This window comes from Nocardia sp. NPDC052316 (assembly GCF_044547795.1).
Lineage (GTDB): Bacteria > Actinomycetota > Actinomycetes > Mycobacteriales > Mycobacteriaceae > Nocardia.
On the sequence record NZ_JBIUBB010000006.1, the window covers coordinates 377,524 to 402,423 of the forward strand.

At 69.7% G+C, this 24,900-nt stretch carries 7 protein-coding genes; 4 read left to right on the top strand and 3 right to left on the bottom strand.

Features of this window, described 5'->3' with window-relative positions; translation table 11 throughout:
• The first annotated feature begins 137 nt into the window (after positions 1 to 137).
• From ACIHA7_RS29495 to ACIHA7_RS29505, 3 genes are all read left to right on the top strand, one after another.
• Complete coding sequence (locus ACIHA7_RS29495; RefSeq protein WP_397294179.1) at positions 138 to 16,997, top strand: amino acid adenylation domain-containing protein; 16,860 nt, start codon at positions 138 to 140, stop codon at positions 16,995 to 16,997.
• 270 nt (positions 16,998 to 17,267) lie between these two features.
• Positions 17,268 to 18,260, top strand: a complete 993-nt coding sequence (locus ACIHA7_RS29500; RefSeq protein WP_107654101.1) for an alpha/beta hydrolase family protein — start codon at positions 17,268 to 17,270, stop codon at positions 18,258 to 18,260.
• Between the two features lie 136 nt (positions 18,261 to 18,396).
• Positions 18,397 to 19,632, top strand: a complete 1,236-nt coding sequence (locus ACIHA7_RS29505; RefSeq protein ID WP_397294555.1) for an Nramp family divalent metal transporter — start codon at positions 18,397 to 18,399, stop codon at positions 19,630 to 19,632.
• A 35-nt stretch (positions 19,633 to 19,667) separates the two neighbouring features.
• Here the strand turns inward: ACIHA7_RS29505 and ACIHA7_RS29510 are convergent, their stop codons facing one another.
• A complete protein-coding gene (locus ACIHA7_RS29510; RefSeq protein WP_397294180.1) occupies positions 19,668 to 20,693 on the bottom strand; it encodes an SDR family oxidoreductase in 1,026 nt (341 codons plus the stop codon).
• Positions 20,694 to 20,868: 175 nt separating this feature from the next.
• On the bottom strand, positions 20,869 to 21,690 hold the full coding sequence (locus ACIHA7_RS29515; protein ID WP_397294182.1) for an enoyl-CoA hydratase-related protein: 822 nt from the start codon (positions 21,688 to 21,690) through the stop codon (positions 20,869 to 20,871).
• A 130-nt stretch (positions 21,691 to 21,820) separates the two neighbouring features.
• On the opposite strand from ACIHA7_RS29515, the gene ACIHA7_RS29520 reads away from it, so the two are divergent.
• Complete coding sequence (locus tag ACIHA7_RS29520; RefSeq protein ID WP_397294183.1) at positions 21,821 to 23,074, top strand: TetR/AcrR family transcriptional regulator; 1,254 nt, start codon at positions 21,821 to 21,823, stop codon at positions 23,072 to 23,074.
• Positions 23,075 to 23,138: 64 nt separating this feature from the next.
• On the opposite strand, the gene ACIHA7_RS29525 is transcribed toward ACIHA7_RS29520, so the two are convergent.
• A complete protein-coding gene (locus tag ACIHA7_RS29525; protein ID WP_397294184.1) occupies positions 23,139 to 24,665 on the bottom strand; it encodes an aldehyde dehydrogenase family protein in 1,527 nt (508 codons plus the stop codon).
• Positions 24,666 to 24,900: the final 235 nt, after the last annotated feature.

The following is a 24,900-nucleotide window of genomic DNA, read 5'->3' on the forward strand; positions in this document are numbered from 1 at the left end:
TGGGTATGCGCGCATTCGATGTCCATGGGGGTGGGGGCCAGCGAGGCGTGTGTGCGGCGACAACAGGCAGGGTGAGGCATCTCCATGGTTCGGTCGGTCGGGCAGCGGTATGACGACGCTCGCGCAGCGGTGTGCGCATGACCCGCCCAGCCAGAGTTCGGCCTACCCGAACCAGACGAGCCAGGGTCACCACACTGCCGCAGCTGATGGCGACTGCTGTCGAGGCGAACCCGAACGGCCTCGGTGTGGTGCTCGCCGACGCCACCGGCACGCTGGCGCAGCTGAGCTACGCCGAACTGGATGAGCGCTCCACCCGGCTGGCGCGGCTGCTGATCGACCGGGGCGTCGGCCCCGAGGACCTGGTGGCAGTCGGCATCCCGCGCTCGATCGACTCCGTGGTCGCGGTCTGGGCGGTGGCCAAGGCGGGCGCCGGTTTCGTGCCGGTGGATCCGAACTACCCGGCCGACCGGGTCGAGCACATGGTCGCCGACTCCGGCGCGGTCTGCGGACTGACCGTCGCCGCGGTACGTGACGACCTGCCGGACCGGGTCGACTGGCTGTCCATCGACACCGCCGACTGCGCAAGGTGGCTCGAGGAGTTCCCGGCGGACCCGGTGACCTATGTCGACCGGGTGCGCCCGCTACGCGCCGAACACCCGGCCTACGTGATCTACACCTCGGGGTCCACCGGCACGCCCAAGGGCGTCGTGGTCACCCAGGCCGGCCTGTCCGGCTTCTGCGACGAGCAGCGCGAGCGCTACCAGGTGACGAGTGATTCGCGGACGCTGCATTTCGCGTCGCCGTCGTTCGACGCCTCGGTGCTGGAGCTGCTGCTCGCCATCGGTGGCGCGGCCACCATGGTCGTGGTGGCGCCGACCGTGTTCGGCGGCGAGGAACTCGCGGGGCTGATCCGCAGAGAGCGCGTGACGCACGCGTTCATCACGCCTGCGGCGCTCGCGTCGGTGGATCCCGCCGGACTCGACGAGCTGCGGGTGGTCGTCGCGGGTGGCGAGGCGTGCCCGCCGGAGTTGGTGCGGCGCTGGGTGGTACCGGTGTCCGGCAAGCGGGTCCGGGAGTTCTGCAACGGGTACGGGCCCACCGAGACCACGATCATGACGAACATCAGTGCGCCGCTGGCCCCGGACGCGCCGGTGACGATCGGCGCGCCGATCCGCGCGGTCACCGAGTACGTGCTCGACGAGCAGTTGGTGCCGGTGACCGGCGCGGCGGTCGGCGAGCTGTACATCACCGGCGCGCAGCTGGCCAGGGGCTACCACGACCGGGCCGGGCTGACAGCGGCCCGCTTCATCGCCAATCCCTTCGACGCCAACGGCACTCGGCTGTACCGGACCGGTGACCTGGTCCGCTGGAACGCCGATGGTGAGCTGGAGTATCTGGGCCGCAACGACTTCCAGGTGAAGATTCGTGGCTTCCGCATCGAGCTCGGCGAGATCGACGCGGTGCTCGCCGCCCACGAGACGGTGGACTTCGCGGTCACCGTCGGCCACGAACTGGACAGCGGCGCCACGATTCTCGTCTCCTACGTGCACTCCGCGCCCGGCATGGCCGCCGACGCCGCCGAGCTGGCCGCCGTCGCCGAGCAGCGCCTGCCCGCGCACATGGTGCCGACGGTGGTCATGGTGATCGCCGCGATTCCGCTGACGCCGGTCGGCAAGCTCGACCGCGCCGCGCTACCCGCACCGCGCTTGCAGACCAAGGTGTTTCGCGCTCCGGTCGGCCCGCTGGAAGAGCTGGTCGCCGACGTCTTCGCCGAGTTGCTCGGGCCCGGCGCCCCGGTGGGCGCCGACGACCACTTCTTCGAACTCGGCGGCAATTCGCTGATCGCCACCCAGGCGGCGGCTCGGCTCGGTACGGCACTGTCCGCTCGGGTGCCCGCGCGGCTCATCTTCGAGACGCCGACGGTCGCGGGCCTTGCCGAGCGGATGGAGTCGTTGAAGGGCGCCGGGGATCGGCGTGCGCTCGCGCCGATGGAACGGCCCGAACACATTCCGCTGTCACTGGCGCAGCAGCGGATGTGGTTCCTGAACCAGTTCGACACCGCGTCGGCGGCGAACAATATTCCCATCGCGGTCCGGCTGTCCGGCACGTTGGATGTGTCAGTGCTGCAAGCCGCGATCATGGATGTGATCGAACGGCACGAGACGCTGCGCACCGTGTACCCGGCCATCGACGGCACCGGCTACCAGGTGGTTCTTCCTGCAGCACAGGCTGTTCCGGATCTGGCGTCCAAGCCGCTCGCCGAGCACGAACTGGCGGACTGGTTGCGCGGGCTCGCGCTGGCCGGGTTCGACGTCGCCGCGGAGGTGCCGCTGCGTGTCGCGCTGGCCGAACTGTCGCCCACCGAACACGTGGTCGTCGTGGTCGTGCACCACATCGCCGCCGACGGCGCCTCGGTCGCCCCGTTCCTGAGGGATCTGCTCGGCGCCTTTCTGTCCCGGCGCAACGGCGCCCCGCCCGCACTGCCGCCGCTGCCGGTGCAGTACGCCGACTACACGCTGTGGCAGCGCGCGGTGCTCGGCGACGAGAACGACCCCGACTCGGTGGCCGCCGCGCAGATCGCCTACTGGCGCGCCGCGCTGGCAGGCATACCGGATCGACTGGACCTGCCCGCGGACCGGCCACGCCCGGCCATCGCCTCGAATGCCGGAGCGGAGTACACCTTCGAGGTGTCCGCCGAGGTGCATCGCGGACTCACCGAGCTGGCCCAGCGGTCGGGCGCTTCGGAGTTCATGGTGGTGCACGCCGCGTTCGCCGCGCTGCTCGCCCGGCTCACCGGCACCGACGACATCGTCATCGGCACACCGGTCGCCGGCCGTGGCGAGCGCGAGCTCGACGGGCTGATCGGCATGTTCGTGAACACCTTGGTGTTGCGCACGCCGATCGCGCCCGGTGCCTCGTTCGCCGAGCTGCTCGCCGCGACCACAGAGACCGACCTGGCCGCGTTCTCGCATGCCGAGCTACCCTTCGAGCGGCTGGTCGAGGTCCTCGATCCGGTGCGCTCGCAGGCCCACCACCCGCTGTTCCAGGTGGCGCTGTTCTTCCAGAACATGAGCAAGGCGCACGTCGAGCTGCCCGGCTTGTCCGCGCACGCGGTCGAATTCGACGGCGCGGTGGCCAAGTTCGACCTGCAGCTGACCGTGGTGCCCAAGGCCGAAGACGGGTTCTCCGCGCAGTTCACCTATGCCACGGATCTGTTCGACGAGTCGACCATCGCGGAGTTCGCGCGACGCTTCGAGCGCCTGCTCGCCGCCGTCGGCACGGACCCGGATCGCGCGGTCGGGGAGATCGATCTGCTGGCGCCGGATGAGCTGGCGCGGATTCTGGTCGGCTGGAACGAGACTCGGCACGCGGTCGCGCCAGAACTGCTGCTCGACGGATACCGGCGGACGGCGGCGGCGCATCCCGATGCCGTCGCGCTGGCTTACGAGGGCACTTCGCTTACCTATCGTGAGTTCGACCAGCGGGTCAACCAGCTTGCCCGGCTGTTGATTTCGCAGGGTGTGGGTGCGGAGTCGCTGGTAGGGCTGGCGATTCGGCGTTCGCTGGATCTGGTTGTCGGCATGTACGCGATCGTGACCGCGGGTGGCGCGTATGTGCCGTTGGATCCGGATCATCCGGCCGAGCGGATCGCGCACATCCTGGAGACGGCGCAACCAGCCTGCGTGGTAACCACGTCGAAGGATGCGGTGCAGGTGCCCGCCGGCACGACGGTGCTGACCCTGGATGCCGTCGATACCAGCGCCTTCGACGGCGCCCCGGTCCGCGAAGAGGAACTGCTGCGGAAGGTACTGCCGCAGCATCCCGCGTATGTCATCTTCACTTCGGGCTCGACGGGTCGCCCGAAGGGTGTCGCGGTCTCGCATGCGGCGATCAACAACCAGATCGAATGGATGCTGGCGGAGTACCCACTCGGTGCCGACGACGCCTATCTACAGAAGACCGCGACGACCTTCGATGTGTCGCTGTGGGGCTTCTTCATGCCGCTGCGCGTCGGCGCGAAACTGATCGTCGCCACGCACGACGGACATCGCGATCCCGTGTATGTCGCGGAAACCATTGCCGCACAGCGGGTCACCGTGACCGACTTCGTGCCGTCGATGCTGACCGTGTTCGCCGCACACACCGCGGCGGGTGCCTGCCCGACCCTGCGGGACGTCTTCGTGATCGGCGAGGCGTTGCCGCCGGAGACCGTCGCCGCGTTCGCCGCGGTGTCGGACGCGCGGGTGCACAACCTCTACGGCCCGACCGAGGCCGCGGTGTCGGTCACCTACTGGCCCGCCGACGGGTCGGATACCCGCTCGGTGCCGATCGGCCTGCCGCAGTGGAACACCCGGGTGTATGTACTCGACGGGCGACTGCGTCCGGTCCCCGCCGGGGTGCCGGGCGAGCTCTACCTGTCCGGTGATCAGCTGGCCCGCGGCTATGTCCGGCGCCCCGATCTGACCTCGGATCGGTTCGTGGCCGACCCGTTCGGCTTCGGCGAGCGCATGTACCGCACCGGCGACCTGGTGGTGTGGCGCGACCGCACCGCCGATCGGTCGCATCGGCTGGATTACCTCGGCCGCACCGACTTCCAGGTCAAGTTCCGCGGCCAGCGCATCGAGCTCGGGGAGATCGAGACCGCGCTGCTGGCCCAGCCGTCGGTCAATCAGGCGGTGGCGCTGGTCAGCCGATCCACGTTGGGCGACCAGCTGGTGGCTTACGTCGTCGCGGTGCCGGGACAGCGGGTCGAGCAGGCGGACCTGCTCGCCGCGATCGCGGAAACGTTGCCCGCCTACATGATTCCGACCGCGATCGTCGCGTTGGACGCCTTCCCGCTGAACCCGAGCGGAAAGCTCGATCGCAAGGCGCTGCCCGAGCCGACCTTCACCGCCCGCGAATTCCGCGCGCCCGCAACGCCGGTCGAAGAGATCGTCGCCGAGGTGTTCGGCGAGGTGCTCGGCCTCGACCGGGTCGGCGCCGACGACGACTTCTTCGCCCTCGGCGGCAACTCGCTGATCGCTACTCAGCTGGTGGCCCGGCTCGGCGCCGCGGTGGATGCCAGGGTCCCGGTGCGGACGCTGTTCGAGACGCCGACGGTGCAGTCGTTGGCCGCCGCGATCGACTCACAGACGCACGGCGCGCGCGGCGTGCCGCTGGGTAGCATCGCCCGCCCCGACCGGCTGCCGTTGTCGCTCGCGCAGCGACGGATGTGGTTCCTCAATCGGTTCGACCAGTCCGACGGTGACGCGGCGGTAGGTTCGGCCGCGTACAACCTGCCGTTCGCCCTGCGGCTCACCGGCGCGCTGGATGTCGCGGCGCTGGGTGCGGCCCTCGACGACGTGGTGAGCAGGCACGAAGTGCTGCGCACCGTGTACCCGGAGCACGCGGACGGCCCGATCCAGGTGGTGCTGCCCGCGAGTCGGGTGAAATTGGACGTCACCGCCCATCCCGTCGCCGCGGCCGAGGTGCCCGGCGCGGTGTACGCCCTGGCGGCGACACCGTTCGACGTGACCGACGAGGTGCCGGTGCGCGTGCGCCTGCTCCAGATCACCGACGGCACAGCGGCATCGGACCACGTCCTCGCGGTGGTGGTGCATCACATCGCGGCGGACGCCTCCTCGATGGGCCCGCTGGTGCGCGACGTGATGGTGGCCTACGCCGCCCGGACCGCGGGCGAGGCGCCCGGCTGGAATCCGTTGCCGGTGCAGTACGCCGACTACGCGCTGTGGCAGCGGGCGGTGCTCGGTGACGAGTCCGATCCGGAATCTATTGCCGCGCAGCAGATCCTGTACTGGCGCAAGCAGCTCGCGGGGTTGCCCGACCTGCTGGAGCTGCCGACGGACCGGCCGCGCCCGGCGATCGCGTCGATGGCCGGTGCCCGAGTGGACGTGCAGATCGATGCGGCCACCCATGCCGGTCTCGTGGAACTCGCTCGCGCGCACGGCGCGACGCTGTTCATGGTCGTGCACACCGCGCTGGCGGTGCTGCTCGCCCGGTTGTCCGGCTCCGGCGACATCGCCATCGGCACCCCGGTGGCCGGTCGCGGCGAGCGCGAACTCGACGACCTGATCGGCATGTTCGTCAACACGGTGATCTTCCGGGCCACGATCGACGGCGGCGCGGCGTTCACCGATGTGCTTGCCGCGCAGCGTGATACCGACCTGCAAGCCTTCGCGCACGCGGACATCCCGTTCGAGCGTCTGGTCGAGGTGCTCAACCCGCCGCGGTCGATCGCCCATCACCCGCTGTTCCAGGTGGGGTTGTCGTTCCAGAACATTGCGCGCACCGCACTCGAGCTACCCGGCCTTGCCGTGACCGGCGTCGACGCGAACCTCGATGTGTCGCAGTTCGATCTGCACCTGATCGTGGGGGACAGCTACGACGAGTCCGGCACGCCAACCGGTCTCGGCGGGTTCTTTACCTACGCCACCGATCTTTTCGACGCCGCGACGGTACAAGGCTTCGCCGAGCGGCTCGCGCGGATCCTCGCCGCCGTGGTAGCCGACGCCACGATCCCCGTCGGCGATATCGATCTGCTCGCCGCCGACGAGCGCAACTCGGTGCTGTCTCAGTGGAACGACACCGCGCACCAGGTCGACCCGGCCGTGACGCTGCCGTGGTTCCTGCAGCGCGCGGTGCTTGCGGCGGCACCCGAGGCCGTCGCGGTGGTGGCCGACCTGCCCGACGGCGCCCGGCACGAGCTGACCTACGTCGAGCTGGACACCAGGGTGAATCGCCTTGCCCGCTACCTGATCTCGATCGGGGTCGGGCCGGAGTCGCGGGTGGCGCTCGCCTTCCGCCGCTCGGTGGACCTGGTCGTCGCCATGTACGCCGTCGCCAAAGCCGGTGGCGCGTACGTGCCGGTCGACCCGGACCAGGCCGCCGAGCGCACCCGCTACATCCTGGCGACCGCGGCACCGGTGTGCGTGCTCACCAACGCGGACGCCGACTTCGACACCGAGGTCGCGCCGGTGGTGCCCGTCGACGAGCTCGTCCTGAGCGCCTTCCCCAGCGGGCCGCTCGCCGACACCGAACGTCGTGCGCCGCTGCGCCCCGCGAACACCGCGTACGTGATCTTCACGTCGGGCTCGACCGGTCGCCCGAAGGGCGTCGCCGTCTCGCACGCCGCGATCGCCAACCAGTTGCAGTGGAAGACGGCCGAATTCGGGCTGACCGAGCGCGACGCCGTGCTGCTGAAGACGGCGGCAACCTTCGACCTCTCGGTCTGGGAATTCTGGTCGGTGGTGGTGTGCGCGGGCAAGCTGGTGCTCGCCGCCCCGGACGGGCACCGCGACCCGGCCTACCTCAACGAGCTGATCACCAGGGAAGCGGTGACGACGCTGCATGTCGTCCCGTCCATGCTGGATGCGCTGCTGGTGCACACCGGCACCGAGTCCGCGCCGGAACCGTCGCCGTTGCGGCGGGTGCTCGCCATCGGTGAGGCGTTGCCCGCCGCGCTGGCGCAGCGGTTCCTGGCGACGCGGCCCGAGGCCGAACTGTTCAACCTGTACGGCCCCACCGAGGCCGCGGTGTCGATCACTCGGCACCGGGTGACCGAGGCGGATCATGGCTCCGTGCCGATCGGTGCGCCCGAGTGGAACAGCCAGGTCTACGTGCTGGATTCGCGACTTCGCCCCGTGCCCGTCGGTGTCTCCGGTGAGCTGTACTTGGCGGGGGCTCAGCTGGCCCGCGGCTATTTCGGCCGGGCCGATCTGACCGCGGATCGGTTCGTGGCCGATCCGTTCCAGCCCGGCGCGCGCATGTACCGCACCGGTGACCTGGTGGCCTGGAACCGCGACGGCGAGCTGAACTACCAGGGCCGCACCGACTTCCAGGTGAAGGTCCGTGGTTTCCGGATCGAGTTGGGCGAGATCGAGGCCGCGCTGCTGGCGTTGCCGGAGATCGCCCAGGCCGCGGTGGTCGCCAAGTCCGATCCCAAGACCGGTGATCGCCTGGTTGCCTATCTGGTCGGTCGAGCCGAAGCCGCCGCCCCCGCCGCTTCCTTCGCCGTGCAGGCCGCCGCCTCCGCCGCCGCTGGCGAGGCGTCCGAGGACGCCGGTCTCGATGTGGCGCAGGTGAAGTCGGCGCTGAGCGAGGCGTTGCCGTCGTACATGGTGCCGTCGGCCTTTGTGGTGCTGGACGCCCTGCCGCTCAATGTGAACGGCAAGCTGGATCGGAAGGCGTTGCCGGAGCCGGAGTTCGAGGCTCAGGTGTTCCGAGCGCCGTCGACGCCGATCGAGGAGATCGTGGCCGCGGTATACGCCGAGGTGCTCGGCGTCGAGCGGGTCGGCGCCGACGACGACTTCTTCGCCCTCGGTGGCAACTCGCTGCTGGCCACGCAGGTCGCGGCGCGCATCGGTGCCGCGCTGGATGCTCGCGTCCCGGTCCGCGCCTTGTTCGAGGCCGCCACGGTGGCCGGGCTCGCGATCAAGGTGGAGCACACCACCGCGGAGACCACCCGCACTCCGCTGGTCGCCCAGCCGCGCCCCGCGCACATTCCGCTGTCCTCCGCGCAGCAGCGGATGTGGTTCCTGAACCAGTTCGACACCTCGGCCGCCGTCTACAACATCCCGGCCGCCATCCGGCTGTCCGGTGACCTGAATGTCGACGCGTTGCAGCAGGCCGTCGCCGATCTCGTCGCGCGCCACGAGATCATGCGCATCGTCTACCCGGAGACGATGGACGGTCCGGAGCAGCGCGTCCTCGCGCCGCACGAGGTCTCGGTGGATCTGGCCCCCGCGCAGATCGGCGAGGAACGCGTGGCGCACGAGGTGCAGCGCATCGTTTCCGCCGGTTTCGACGTCACCATGGAGGTGCCGTTCCGCGCCAGGCTGTTCCAGCTGGCGGCCACCGAGTATGTCCTGGTGTTCGTCGCGCACCACATCAGCGCGGACGGCTGGTCGATGGGCCCGTTGACCCGAGATCTGATGCTGGCCTACGCCGCGCGCAGCGGTGGCGAAGCGCCCTCCTGGGCGCCGCTGCCGATCCAGTACGCCGACTACGCGCTCTGGCAGCGCAGCGTACTCGGCAGCGACGAGGACCCCGAGTCCCTCGCCGGCGCGCAACTCGCCTATTGGACAACCGAACTCGCCGATCTGCCGGACGAGCTGAACCTGCCTGCCGATCGGCCACGGCCCGCGGCGCAGAGCTTCGCGGGCGGCAAAACCGATTTCGTCGTCGACGCCGACGTGCACGCCGCGCTGGTCGGGTTGGCCAAGCAGCACAACGCGACCCTGTTCATGGTCGTGCACACCGCCCTGGCGGTGTTCCTGGCACGGATGTCCGGTACCGAGGACGTCGCCATCGGCACCCCGATCGCGGGCCGCGGCGAGCCCGAGCTCGACGATCTCATCGGCATGTTCGTCAACACGCTGGTCCTGCGCACCCGGGTCGCGGCCGATCTCGGCTTCACCGAACTGCTCGCGGCCAACCGGGAGACCGACCTGCGGGCCTTCGCCAACTCCGACACCCCGTTCGAGCGGCTGGTGGAGGTGCTCGATCCGGAGCGTTCCGCGGGTCGCCACCCGCTGTTCCAGGTGGCGCTGTCCTTCGAGAACCTCGCCGCCACCAGCTTCGAGCTGCCCGGTCTGAGTTTCGCCGCGCTGGACCCGGCCGCGGACACCGCCAAGTTCGATCTGCTGCTGACCGTGCGCGAGCAGCGCACCGAGGCGGGCGCCGAAGCCGGCCTCGCCGCCGAATTCACCTATGCCCGCGACCTGTTCGACGAGCACACGGTCGCCGAGTTCGGTCGCCGCTTCCGCGGCATCCTCGCCGCCGTCGCGCAGGATCCGGCCACCGCCGTCGGTGACCTGGAGATCCTGGACGAGTCGGAGCGGGCCGAGCTGGTCACCCGCTCGGGCGGCGACGCCATCGCGCCGCGCAGCCTGCCGGAACTGATGGCCTCGGCGGTCACCAGGAATCCCACCGGCGCCGCCCTCGTCGTCGGCGGCCGGTCCTTCAGCTACGTCGAACTCGACGCCGCCTCTTCGCAATTGGCGCGCACACTCATCGATCGCGGCGCGGGCCCGGATGTGCTGGTCGCGCTTGCGGTCCGGCGTTCGGTGGAATCCATGCTCGCGCTGTGGGCGATCGCCAAGACCGGGGCGGCGATCGTACCGATCGACCCGACCTACCCGCCCGAGCGCATCGCGCACATGGTGGCCGATTCCGGTGCGGCGCTTGGCGTGACGCTCACCGCCGAGCTCGGCGCGCTGCCCGCCATGGCGGGCGGACGCCCCTGGTTCGTGCTCGACGATCGCGACTTCACCTTCGACGTCGCGTCCCGCTCGGATCGCCCGATCAGTCTCACCGAACGCCACGGCCCCATCCGGAGCAGCAACGCCGCGTACGTGATCTACACCTCCGGCTCCACCGGGCTACCCAAGGGTGTGGTGGTCACACACGCGGGCCTGGCCAACTTCAGCGCCGAACAGGTGGAGCGCTACGGACTCGACCAGTCCACCCGCGCACTGGCTTTCGCCTCACCCTCGTTCGACGCCTCGATGCTCGAGCTGCTGCTCGCGCTCGGCTCGGCGGGCGCACTGGTGGTCGCGCCGCCGCTGACGTTCGGCGGTAGCGAGCTGGCCGACCTCATCCGGGCCGAGGGCGTGACGCACGCCTTCCTCACGCCCTCGGTGCTCGCCTCGCTCGACCCGGACGCGCTCTCGGGCATGCAGGCGATCGTGGCGGGCGGCGAAGCCGTGCCCGCCGACCTGGTCGCTAAGTGGGCGGGTGCGGAGAACCGGCGCTTCTACAACGGTTACGGCCCCACCGAGACCACGATCATGACCAACATCAGCGACCCGCTGCGGCCGGGGGAGCCGGTCACCATCGGCGGTCCCATCCGCGGCATGCGGTCGCTGGTCCTGGACCGCAGGCTGCGTCCGGTGCCCGAAGGTGTTGCGGGCGAGCTGTATCTGGGCGGCATCCAGCTGGCGCGTGGGTACCACGCCAAGCCGGGACTTACCGCGAGCCGGTTCGTCGCGGACCCCTACGGCGTGCCCGGTGAGCGGCTCTATCGCACCGGCGATGTCGTGAGGTGGCTGCCTGCATCGCGAAGCGATTCGATGGGGGGCGGCGGCCGGGTGGCGGGCGGGCCGCGCTCCGGCGGCGAGCCGGTCGTGGAGTATGTGGGGCGCAACGACTTCCAGGTGAAGGTGCGTGGCTTCCGGATCGAGCTCGGCGAGATCGATGCCGCGCTCACCGCGCAGCCCGGCGTCGAGTTCGCCGTCACTCTCGGCCGTGAATCCGGCTCGGGCGCGACGATGCTGGTGTCCTATGTGTTGCCCGCCAAGGGCGTAACGCTCGACGTCGCTGACCTGACCGACGAGCTCGGCACCGTACTGCCGGAGTACATGGTGCCCACCGCCATCGTCGTGCTGGACGAGATTCCGCTGACACCGGTCGGCAAGCTGGATCGGCGCGCACTGCCCGAACCCGCCATCGAGACCACCGCGTACCGCGCGCCGCAGACCCGGGCGGAGCTGACCATCGCCGAGGTGATCGGCGAGGTCCTCGGCATCGACCGGGTCGGCCTCGATGACGATTTCTTCGCCCTCGGCGGCGACAGCATCGTCTCCATCCAGGTGGTGTCGCGCTCGCGCGGGCGTGGCGTGAGCTTCGCTCCGCGTGACGTTTTCGAGCTGCGCACCGTCGCCGCGCTGGCCAAGGCCGCCACGGTCGAGGACGGCCCCGGCGACGAATCCGGCGATCTGCCGTTGACCCCGCACGCGGCGCGGCTGCTCGACACCGGCGTCGAGGTGCGCGCCATCGCGCTCGACGTGCCGGAGAGCTGCGCCGTCGAAGCCGTGCACACCGCGGTCGGCAAGGTGCTCGAGCAGCATCCGATGCTGTGGGTCCGGCTGGATCGTTCGGGGGACACCCCGGTGCTGCGCATCCCGCCCGCCGACGAACGCACCGGCGAGGCGTTCCGCAGGCTCGACGCGCAGCACGGCGAAACCACGCTGCCCATCGACGATGTGGTGCAGGCCGCCGCGGCGGCGCTCGATCCCGAGCAGGGCCGCAATATCCACTTCGTGCTGACCGGCGGCCCCGAGGGCCGGTCGACGCTGATCGTCGTCGCCAACGGCCTTGTCGTGGACGACATCTCGTGGCGGACCATGGTCGACCAGCTGACCGCGGCCTGGAGCCGCGGCAGGCACGCCGCGCCCGCGGCGCCGGAGTCCGGTCTCGGCGTGCTCATTCGCGCGCTCTCGACCAAGGCGCACGATCTGCGCACCGTCGGCGAGCTCGGCTGGTGGGAGCGCATGCTGGCGACCGTCCCCGAGGGGAACGTCGCCGACGGGCACGATCTGCGGGTGCGCAGCCGCGTCTCGCTGGCCATCACCGCGGAGGGCGCCGCCGCCGTGGTCGCCGCGGCAACCGCCTACCACGCCACCGTGGACGACGTTCTGCTGACCGCGGTCGCGCTGGCCCTGCAGACCTCGGCGGGCGAGTCGGTCACCCGCGCGCTGGGCTCGGTGATCCGGCTCTCCGCCGACGAGCGGTCCGCGACCGGTGCCGACGAGAGCATGGTCGGCGGCTTCACCACCGAGTATCCGCTTCCGTTGCGGCTCACCAGAATCGACGCCGACGACGCACTCGTCGGTGGTCCGGCGGCCGGGGCCGCGCTGGCGCAGATCAAGGAGCTGCGCCGCGCGGTGCCCTCGCACGGTGTCGGTTACGGCCTGCTGCGCTACCTCAACGCGGACACCGCCGCCGAACTGAGCGAGCTCGGCCGCGGTCGATTCGCCTTGCGTTACCGGGATCTGCGCCCGGCCCGGGTGCACACCGACACCCCGGCCGACGATCTGCTGCTCGACCTGACCGTCGACGCCGCCGACGACGGCCTGGTGGCCCGGTTCGACTACGCCGCCGCGGTATTCGCCGCCGACGAGGTGAAAACCTTTGCCGAGCACTGGATCTACGCGCTGGGCGGTTTGGCCGAGCACGGGCTGCGGGCGGACGGGGTCACCTACACGCCCTCGGACTTCACGCTGGTCCGGCTGAAGCAGCCAACCATCGACCGGCTCGCCGCCGCCTATCCGAACCTCACCGATGTCTGGCCGGTGACGCCGCTGCAGTCGGGGATGCTGTTCCACGCCTTGCTCGCCGAGTCGTCGGTCGACGTCTACACCACCCAGTTCGTCCTCGACCTCGGCGGCACGGTGAACGTCGGACGGATGCACGCCGCGGCGCAGGCCGTACTGGACCGGCACGACAACCTGCGCGTCGCCTTCGCCGAGGACGACGCGGGCAATCCGCTGCAGGTCGTGCAGGACTCGCTCGAAGTGCCATGGCGCTACATCGATCTCGGCCAGCTCGCGCCCGAGGCCGCTGCGGCGGAACTGGCCGGTATCAAGGCCGCCGACCTGGCCGATCACTTCGATATGCGCACCGCGCCGCTGCTGCGGTTCGCGCTGATCCGGTCCGCCGCGGCCGATCCCGCGACCGCGGACGGCCCCGCCACCGGCACGTACCACCTGCTGGTCACCAGCCATCACATCCTGATCGACGGCTGGTCGATGCCGCTGCTGATGAAGGACCTGCTGACGCTGTACGCGCTCGGCGGCAATTCGCGGCATCTGCCCAAGGTTCCGTCCTACCGGGGCTACCTGGCCTGGCTGGTCGCGCAGAAGGCCGACGCCGCCCGCGAAGCCTGGCGGGCCGCGCTGAACGGGATCACCGAGCCGACGCCACTGGCGCCGGTCGATCCGGGCCGCGAAATCTCGGCCGGGGTCGGCGAAGTCGGCTTCGAGCTGGCGCAGTCCGACACCACCGCGCTCACCCGGCTCGCCTCTGGCCTCGGCGTCACCGTGAACACGGTCGTGCAGGCCGCGTGGGGTCTGCTGATCGGGCGCAGCGTCGACCGAGACGACGTGGTCTTCGGCGCCACCGTCTCCGGCAGGCCGCCGCAACTGGACGGCGTCGAGAGCATGGTCGGCCTGTTCCTCAACGCGATCCCGGTGCGGGTGCGCCTCGGCGCCACCGACACCCTGGGCGGGCTGCTGCGCCAGCTGCAAGCCGAACAGGCCGGGCTGCTGGACCACCACTACCTCGGGCTGAGCGATATTCAGGAAACCGTCGGCGTGGAAGGGCTTTTCGACTCCCTGGTGGTGTTCGAATCGTTCCCCGTCGACCGCGACGGCCTGGACAAGGCCAGCGCCATCGACGGCATGAGCGTCACCGGCGTCGGCGCGGTCAACGGCACGCACTACCCACTCACCGTGATGGTGGTGCTGGACAGTCAGCTGCGGGTCTCGGTGAAGTACCTGCGTGACCTGTTCGACGAGGCGGCGGCACAGGCGCTCGCGCAACGGCTTTCGGCCCTGATCCGCCGCTTCGTGACCAACCCGCAGGCGCGCGTGGCCGACATCGACGTGCTGCTGGACAGCGAGCGGGCCGAGCTGGCCGCGCGCAACGCCACCGAGGTGCCGCAGCTGCTCGACGACGCGACGCTGCTGTCGCTGTTCGACGCTCAGGTGGCCCGCACGCCGGAGGCGGTCGCGGTGCGCTTCGGCGAGGTCACGCTCAGCTACGCCGAGCTCGACCTGCGCTCCCGCGCGCTGGCCGTGGAGATCGCCCGGTGGGGTGTCGGGCCGGAATCGCTGGTCGGCGTGGCGATGCGGCGCGGTATCGACCTGGTCGTCGCCGTGTACGCGGTGCTGCGGGCGGGCGCGGGCTATCTGCCGATCGACCCGGACCACCCGGCCGAGCGCAACGAGTACGTGCTGGCCAGCGCCGCCCCGGCCTGCGTGCTGACCACCGGCGACGCCTTCGTGAGCGACACCGATATCCCGGTCGTCGCGGTGGACACCCTCTACCTGCCGCTGGACTCGGTCCCGCGCACGGACACCGGGGTGCGTCCGGACAACGTCGCCTACGTCATCTACACCTCCGGCTCCACCGGCCGGCCGAAGGGTGTGGTGATCACGCACCGGCAGATGGTCAACCAGTTCCGCTGGGCGCAGCGGGCTTACCCGCACGACACCGGCGACGTGGTGCTGCACAAGACGCCGATCACCTTCGACATCTCCACCTGGGAGCTGTTCTGGCCCTTGCAGACCGGCGCCTCGATCGTCGTGGCCGAGCCCGACGGCCACCGTGACCCGGTGTATCTGGCGAAGGTCATCGCCGAGAACGCGGTCAGCACGGTGCATTTCGTGCCGTCGATGCTGGACGCCTTCCTCGTTCCGGATTCGGCGGCGGACTACCCGAGCCTGCGCCGGGTGTTCGCCGCGGGTGAGGCGCTGTCCACGGAGACCGCGACGACCTTCGCGCACACCATTCCGGATACCCGACTGGTGAACTGGTACGGGCCCGCCGAGGCGACCGTGGTGACCGACTACCGGGTGGAAGAGACTGCCGGACTGTCGGTTCCGATCGGTACGCCGGTGGCCAACACCCAGGTGCACGTGCTGGACCGGCAGCTGCGCGCGGTGCCGCCCGGCGCCGCGGGCGAGCTGTATATCGCGGGCGTACAGCTGGCCCGCGGCTACCTCGGTGCCCCGGCCCTCACCGCGGAGCGTTTCGTCGCGCACGAGGGCGGTATGCGCCTGTATCGCACCGGTGACATCGTCCGCTGGCGCGGTGGCGCGCTGGAGTACCTGGGCCGCAGCGACTTCCAGGTCAAGCTGCGCGGTCAGCGCGTCGAACTCGGCGAGATCGAGACCGTGCTGCTCGGCCACGAATCGGTGCGCCACGCCGCCGTTTCCCTCGTCGGCGGCCCGTCGGGTGACCGGCTGGTCGCCTACCTGGTCGCCATGCCGGGGGAGACCGTCGACCAGACCGCGGTGCTGTTGCACGCGCGCGGCGCGCTGCCGTCGTACATGGTGCCGTCGGCGTTCGTCGTGCTAGAGGCGTTGCCGCTCAACGCGAGTGGCAAGCTCGACCGCAAGGCGCTGCCGGTGCCCGAGCTCGCCGCCCGCCCGTACCGGCCGCCGACCACCCCGCTGGAGCGGACCATCGTCGAGGTGTTCGCCGAGATCCTCGGCGTCGAACGGGTCGGCCTGGACGACGACTTCTTCGATCTCGGCGGCAATTCACTGGTCGCCACCCGCGCGGTCAGCCGGTTGCGCACGCTCACCGGCGCCGAGGTCAGGGTGCAGTGGTTCTTCACCGACTCCACCCCCGGCGCATTGGCCACCCGCATCCTCGCGGCGCTGGCCGGCGACCACGACTACGACCTGGACTCGAACGCGGCGCTCGGTGTGCTGCTGCCGATCCGCACCAGGGTGCCGCACGACACGGCCGCCGCCGAGCCGCTGTTCTGCCTGCATCCGATGTACGGATTGTCCTGGTGCTACGCGGGTCTGGCCCGCTATGTGCCCGCCAGCAGGCCGATCTTCGGTCTGCAGTCGCCCGCGCTGACCGAAGACGGCTATCTGCCCACCTCGCTGGCGGAGATGGCGAGCCGGTACGTCGCGGAGATCCGCGCCGTGCAGCCTGCCGGGCCGTACCGGCTGCTCGGCTGGTCGCTCGGCGGTGTGCTCGCGCACGCCGTCGCGACCGAACTGCAGGCCGCGGGCGAGGAGGTCGCGCTGCTGGTCATGCTGGACAGCCACCCCGACATCGATGTCACCGACTTCCGGGCCGCGATCCGGGAGGCGTTGAGCGAGCTCGGCATCGGTGCCGACGCGCTGCTGCCCACCGAGGGCGATATCCACGACCTCAGCGACGAGGCGCTCGCCGCGCTGCACGCCACCATCCCGCCGGACATGGCCGTGCTCACCCCGGAGCGGGTGCGCCGGATCTACCGCAGCGCGGTGCGGTCGGCCGAGCTCATCGCCGAGCATCGCCCCGAGGTGTTCCGCGGCAGGCTCGACTACTACAGCGCGGCCGGGCACGAGACGGCGGCAGCCAACTGGCAACCGTTCGTCGACGGCCGTGTCGAAGATCACCCGGTCGGCGTCGCGCACGATCAGATGACCACGCCGGAGGCGTTGGCCGAGATCGGCCCCGGCCTTTCCGACCTGCTCGACCCGCGGGCGCACTAGGAACGTGCGAAGGTGGGTCGAGCGCGCCGGAACGGGGGTAGTTCAGGCATGATGGGGCAACCCGGCGGTAACGATCACCCCTTTTGCCGCGACTACATAACCCGTATGGTCTGCCGTGGTGTGTCCAGGGCATCCACCGCAGGCGCGCGGGGAAATGCAGATGGAATCTCGAGACGAAGCGAAGGTGCGAAATTGATACGTCGACAGACCCGGCGCAGCGGCCTACGTGCCGCCGCGGCGATCGCGGCCACGGCGGTCCTTGCGGGAGTGATGACCGGTCTCGGCGTGACCACCGCGTCGGCAGCCGACCCGATCATCGAGGGCAAGAGTCTGCTCGCCAACCCGACCGCCCCGGACGGATCACGTATCACCAAGGCTGAGTACAAGGATGCGCGCAACATCCGGCTGTACGTGTACTCGGCGGCGATGGACCAGAAGGTCATCATCGATGTCCAGCGCCCGGCCGACGCGTCGGTGCCGCGCCCGACCCTCTACCTGCTCAACGGCGCGGGTGGCGGCCAGGACGACGCCTCCTGGCAGGCGAAGACCGATGCGCTGCAGTTCCTTTCGGACAAGAACGTCAATGTGGTGCAGCCGATCGGTGGCAAGTGGAGCTACTACACCGACTGGATCAAGGACGACCCGGCGCTCGGGCGCAACAAGTGGAAGACCTTCTTCACCGAGGAGTTGCCGCCGCTGATCGACGGCGCGCTGGGCACCAACGGCGTGAACGCGATCTCGGGCCTGTCCACCTCGGGCACCACCGTGCTCGCGCTGCCGATCGCCAAGCCGGGCCTGTACAAGGCGGCCGCGGCCTACAGCGGTTGCGCGCAGACCAGTGACCCGGTCGGCTCGGAGTTCGTCAAGCTGACCGTCGAGACCTGGGGTGGCGGCAACACCGACAACATGTGGGGCCCGCAGGGTTCGGCGGAGTGGGTGGCCAACGATCCGTACGTGCACGCCGAGGGGCTGCGCGGACTGGACCTCTACATCTCCACCGGCAACGGCCTGCCCGGCCAGTACGACACCCTCGACGGCAAGTACGCGCTGCCCGGCGCCTACGGTCTGGCGAACCAGATCATCATCGGCGGTGTGATCGAGGCAGGCACCAACTACTGCACGAACAACCTCAAGGGGAAGCTGGACTCGCTGGGCATCCCGGCGACCTACAACTTCCGCAACAGCGGCACCCACTCGTGGGGCTACTGGCGTGACGAGTTCCAGCTGTCGTGGCCGGTGCTGGCCCGCGGCCTTGGCATCTGAGGCTCGCAGCTTCAGCCACTGAATACGGACTGACCGCCTGGTTATACCTTCGGGTATGACCAGGCGGTCGGCTTTTCGGGGTAGGGCTAACCAAAAAGTTTGGGAACCCGTAAAATTCTGTTCCGTGAGTGCAACGATGGTCGAGTCCGCTAAATCTGTGTCCCAGCGGGCCCGTGCGGCCAGCCTCTTGCTCGGGCCGGCCTTCGTGGCGGCGATCGCCTATGTGGACCCCGGCAATGTGGCGTCGAACATCAGCGCGGGCGCGCAGTTCGGGTATCTGCTCGTGTGGGTCATCGTGATGGCCAATGTGATGGCCGGACTCGTCCAATTCCTCTCCGCCAAGCTCGGATTGGTGACCGGCATGTCGCTGCCGGAGGCGGTGCGGGAACGGGCGGGCAAGTGGACCAGGCTCGGCTACTGGGGGCAGGCCGAGACCGTCGCGATGGCCACCGACCTCGCCGAGGTGGTCGGCGGCGCGATCGCACTCAACCTGCTGTTCCAGTTGCCGCTGCTGGTCGGCGGCGTGATCACCGGTGTGGTGTCGATGGGACTGCTGCTTGTGCAGGACCGCCGCGGCCAGCGGCCGTTCGAGCGGGTGATCACCGGGCTGCTCGCCGTCATCGCCATCGGCTTTCTGGCCAGCGTGTTCATCTCACCGCCCTCGGTCGGCGGCACCATCGGCGGACTGGTGCCGAGGTTCCAGGGCGCCGAGAGCGTGCTGCTCGCCGCCGCCATGATCGGCGCGACGGTGATGCCGCACGCGGTGTACCTGCACTCCGGCCTGGCCAGGGACCGGCACGGTCACCCGGCGCCCGGCGCGTTGCGGGTGCGGCTGCTCAAGATCACCAAAGTGGATGTCGCGCTGGCCATGGTGCTGGCGGGCACGGTGAACCTGGCCATGCTGCTGATGGCGGCGAATACGCTGCGCGACCGGGAAATCGAGACGCTGCAGGACGCGCACACCGCCGTCGGCGACGCGCTCGGACCGGTCGCGGCGCTGCTGCTCGCCATCGGCCTGCTCGCCTCCGGCCTGGCCTCGACCTCGGTCGGCGCCTATGCGGGCGCGATGATCATGCAGGGCCTGCTACGCAAGCAGATTCCGCTCATGGTGCGCCGCCTGGTCACCCTGATCCCGGCCCTGGTGATCCTGGCCGTCGGCATCGATCCCACTCGGGCACTGATCATCTCCCAGGTGGTGTTGTCCTTCGGTATCCCGTTCGCGCTGATTCCACTGGTGCGATTCACCAGCGATCGAGTACTGATGGGCAACGACGTCAACCATCGGGTCACCACCGCACTGGCCTGGCTGATCGCCGCCATCATCTCGGCACTCAACGTCGCGTTGATCTATCTGACGCTCACCGGCGCCTGAAAGCCGCACGGCCGCCGGGCATTCGGGGTGGATCGTCAGACCCAGTTCTCGATCCAGTATTTCCAGATGAGCGGTGCGTAACCGGCCAGCGGCGGCACCTTGATGTCGGTGCCGGCGAGGGCGGCGGTGGTGTTGCGGCAGTCGAACCAGCAGCTGAACTCGCTGTGCTCCAACACATCCTGGGGCACGCCGACGCGGGGGAGCACCCAGCTGGCGCCCGGTACCTGCAACACCATGTCGAGCGCGCGCTTGGGCATCACCTCGACCAGGTGCGGCGCTCCTGCCTCGTCGGCGAACAGGTTCAACGCCTCGGCCACGCTCTGTCTGCGCGGATCGACCAGATGGTAGGTCGTCGCGTCCGAGCCTGGTTGGTGCGCAATGTGATCCAGCGACCGTGCCACGAAATCGACCGGGACCATGTTGGTTTCGCCGAGTTTCGGCACCAGCACCGGCAGGATGCGAGGCAACTGCGCACCCATGCGCAGCAGCCGGAAAAAGTAGTAGGGGCCGTCGATCCGGTCGATCTCACCGGTCCGGGAATGGCCGATCACGATCGAGGGCCGGTAGATCCGCCACGGCAGTACGGCCGCGCGCACGATCCGCTCGGCCTCGAACTTGGCCCGCTGCGTCGGCGTGGTCAACACCTGACCCACATCGAACATGTCCTCGGTGAACAGGCCCTCGGCCGAGCCGGCCACCTCCACCGTCGAGACATGATGAAGCAGACCGGCTTTCAAGCTTTCGGCGACATCGACCACATGCCGGGTGCCGTCGGCCCGCTCCGCCAGGTCGTAGCTGGACGCCAGATGGAAGACATGGTCGATCGAGCCGCGATGCGCGGCCAGCCACGCCGGGTCGATCCCCAGCCCCGGCGCACCGAGGTCGCCGGGCACCGGTAGGACTCGATCCGCCGCATCCCACTCGCGGGCACAGCAGGCGAACCGGTCGGCGGACTCGGCGCCCGGCCGTACCAGCACATGGATGTCGCCCTCGCGTTTCAGCAGCTCGGGGATGAGGAACCGACCGATGAACCCAGTTGCCCCGGTAACCAGGTAGCCCATAGCCGATGAGCCTAGCTGTTCCGCCTCTCCGGGACTTCAGGCCGGACACATGCGCGTTTGGTGTCGCGTTGGCGGCCGGCGGTCGGGTTGGGAGTTGGGTTAGCCGGTGCCCGGGGAGTTACCCATGTACTCGCGAAATCAGTTGTCGTGCCGACATGGTTCGGGTTTGGGGTAGTCAGTCTCCGAAGACCGGCTTGCGCTTGGTGAGCATGGCGGTGGCGCCCTCGATGAAGTCGGGGGAGGTCAATAGTTCGGTCTGGCCGGACTTTTCGGCCGCCAGCGCGGTGTCGAGCGAGGTCAACGTCGCTTGGTTGAGGGCCTTCTTGGTGAGTTCGAGGGCGCGACGGGGGCCTGCGGCCAGCTTGGCGGCGGCGGCTTCGACCTTCGCGTCGAGATCCGCCTCGGAGACCACCGCGGTGAACAGGCCGGCCTGCTTCGCGGCGGTGGCGGGCAGGCGTTCACCGAGCAGTGCCATCTCCGCGGCGAGGGGGCGGCCCGCGGCGGCGGCGATCATGGCGGCCGCGCCGCCGTCGGGCATCAGGCCGATATTGATGAAGGCCAGCAGAAGGTAGGCGTCCTCGCTGGCGTAGACCAGATCGGCGGCCAACGCGATGGCCACGCCGACGCCGGCCGCCGAGCCCTTGACGCGGGCGATCACCGGGATCGGGGCGTCGACGATGGCCTTCACCAAACGGTTCGCGGCGTCCATGGTCATGTCGGGGGTGATGCCGCGCTGAGCCTCGCGCGCGGTGGCCGAGAGGTCGGCGCCGGTGCAGAAATCGCCGCCCTCGCCGGTCAGCACGATCACCCGCACCGAGCGGTCTTCGGCGGCCGCGACGAAGGTGTCCCCGAGGGCGACCATGGTGTCGTAGTCGACGGCGTTCTTGCGCTTGGGGTTGGTGATCGTCACCCGGAGCACCTTGCCGTCGTGCACCGCCGAAAAGCCCGTCACCGGCGTGGCGGACGCGGCAACTGCCGCAGAATCGGTGTTCGTCATGTCTGCTCCTACGCTGGAACTCAGCGGCTACCCTGCCATGAATACTGGTTAACTTTGCGAATTGTGGTTAACTTAGGTTCCATTGTCGGGCGCTGTCAACCAGCGGCGCCGCCGGAGAACGGAGAGGTGCATGGTCGCGGATCGCAGCGAGGCCGGCCTCGCTTCCGCGCGGCCGGATGCCGATAAAGCGGGCAGCGGTGGCCGGGCCACGGCGAGTCCGGTGCGCCGCAGGCCCAAGGATCGCAAGGTGCAGATCATCCGGGCGGCCGCGCGCGCGTTCAGCGATCGCGGGTACTACCCGGTCGGCGTGGACGAGATCGCCGCCGAGGTGGGGATCTCCGGGCCCGCGCTGTATCGGCATTTCACGAACAAGTACGCGTTGCTCGTCGCGGCCGCCGAAGAGGGGGCCCGGCACCTGCTGAACGTGGCCCGCGCCGCGGATGACGCGGAACTGGCACCCGAACAACGGCTGGACGCACTGATCCGGGCGATCAGCGAACACACCATCGAGATCCGCCGCGAGGCCGGGCTGTACCGCTGGGAGCGGCGCTACCTGGAACGCGAAGATCGAGTCCGGATCCGGCAGATCTACGACGACCTGAACGGCACGCTCGCCGAGCCCATCGCGCTGCTGCGGCCGCAGGCGCCGCCTGCGGATATCGCGATGTCGGCGGCCGCCGTGCTCAGCGCGATCGCCAGCATCTCCGCGCACCGCAGCGCGCTGTCCGGCGCGCGGCTGCTGCCGCTGCTGCACGACATGTCGTGGGCGATCCTGCGCGCCGAGTTGCCGCCCGCCCCACCGGAACCGGACCCCGGACCCGTCACGCGCGGCCTGCCGGTGTCCTCCAAGCGCGAACAACTGCTCACCGAGGCGATCCGGATCTTCGGCAGGCAGGGCTATCACGAGGCGAGCATCGAGGAGATCGGCGCGGCCGTCGGCATCAACGCCTCCAGTGTGTACCGCTACTTCGCCAGCAAGTCCGACCTGCTTGCCGCCGCGTTCTATCGGACCGGCGATCGGGTCGCCCTCGCGATCACCGAGGCGCTGGCCGAGGCGACCAGCCGCGAGGACGCGGTGCGCCGGATCGCCGAGCGGCAGGCCCGCCTGACCTTCGCGATGCCGGAGATCATGCCGGTCTACTACGCCGAATTCAGCAATCTGCCGCAGGCCGAGCAGCACAAACTGCGCGCCATTCAACGCCAGAACGTGCTGGAATGGGCCAACCTGCTCGACGGTGATCCCGTCGAGGCCCGATTCCGGGTGCACGCCGCCATCGGCCAGGTGATCGACGTCGGCCGTCTGCTCCGATTCGACTCCCGCCCCGCGCAATTGGCTCGGGTCACCGCCTTGATGCAAGCGGTCCTGCTCGGTTCCAAGGCGTAAACGCACACCTGCCGGCTTTCGCACGCCGAGTCGCTGTGCGGAAAGCCGAGGGGTATGCGGCAATTCAGGCGCGGCGACCGTGCCTGATACGGAAGATGGTCCTGGCCAGACGGAGATGACGTGGGTGGCGGTCGAACGTCGACAGGTTGACCGGTGCCTGGTAGCGCTTGCGGGCGATCGACAGCGTGCGGCTGAACTCCCGCAGCCCCTGATCGCCGTGACTGTGCCCCTGGCCGTATTCGCCGACGCCGCCGAAGGGTAGCGCGGGGATGCCCGCGTAGGCGGTCGAGGAGTTGATGGTGACCACGCCGACGCGTAGGTGCTCGGCGAAGGTCTCGATCTCGTGCACGTCCCTGGTGAACACCGAGACCGCGACATCGTTGCCCACGGCATTGATGCGCTGGGCGGCCTCGGCCATGCTGGTCACCTTGTTCACCACCAGCACCGGCCCGATGCCCTCGCCGGTGATCGCCAGGCTCTCCTCGGGCACCTCGGCGAGCACGACGGGTTCGATATACGGCTCGCGGATCGAGTCCAGTCCGCCGACCACCGCGCGGCCGCCGCGGGCCAGCGCGTCGCGAATCTGCTTGCGCACCACCTCGACCTGCGATTCCAGGATCATCGGACCGTACGACGCACGCTTGTCCGCGCCTGGCCGCAGCTTGACCGCCTGCGCGACGACCAGCTCCAGGAATCGGTCGTACACCGACTCGGCGACGTAGGCCCGCTGGATACCGGTGGCGTTCTGTCCCGCATTGGCCATCGCGCCGAACACCGCGGCCTCGGCGGCGTCGTCGAGCTTGGCGTCGACGTGCACGATCATGCTGCCCTTGCCGCCGCGCTCCACCACCACCGGCGTCATCGTCTGGGTACACAGCGCGATCACCTCCCGCGCGCCGGACTCCGAACCGGCGTAGGCGATCTTGTCCACCTTGGCCCGGCACAGCCCGGCCCCGGTCGCCTGGTCGCCGGTAACCACTTGCAGCACCGGCTGATTCGGCGCCAGCCTGGTCCAGCTGTCGGCCAGCCAGACCCCGACGCCGGTGGTCAGCTCGTGCGGCTTGAACACCACGGTGTTGCCCGCGGCCATCGCGTAGGCGATCGAGCCCATCGGCGTGAACACCGGGTTGTTCCAGGGGCCGAGCACGCCGATCACGCCGAGCGGCAGGTAACCCACCGAGGCGCGCTGATTACGGGTCAGCCAGGTGGAGCCGAGTTTCTGCCTGCCGAGCGCGCGCGCCGCGTTCCGGGCCGCCCAGTCCAGGTTCTCCACCGCGAGCATCACCTCGATCGCCGCGTCCGCCTCCGGTTTTCCGGTCTCCTCGGACAGGATCTCGACCAATTCGCCTGCGCGGCGGGTGATGTCGCGCTTCCAGTCGAGCAGCCAGCGCTTGCGTCCGCTGAATCCCAGTTCGGCCCACCATTTTTCGGCCGAACGCGCAGCGCGCACAGTGCGATTGATTTCACCGGCGCCCATGACGGCGTAGTTGCCGACGGTCTCGCCGGTGCGCGGGTCGTAGGACGTCAGCACGTTCGATCGGCCAGATCCTCCCGGCTGCGCCGCCACTCGGGGCTGCGCGGACTCGGCCATGATCACCTCTCGCAGTGTCGAAATCGGCGTGCGGGCCACCGGTGGGGCGGCCGCCGCGGACGAGTGAGTGTTCCCCCGATTAGCAGACTATGGTCGCCGCGCCGGGCCGACAAGGCTCGTCCGCTGCCGCCGCGCTGCCCTTGACACGGTCGACCAGCGCCGATCTGCGCCGCGCCGGACGGATATCAGCGAGTGTGAGTAAGGACACAATTAGTCTGCGGTCCAGTTGGGTACC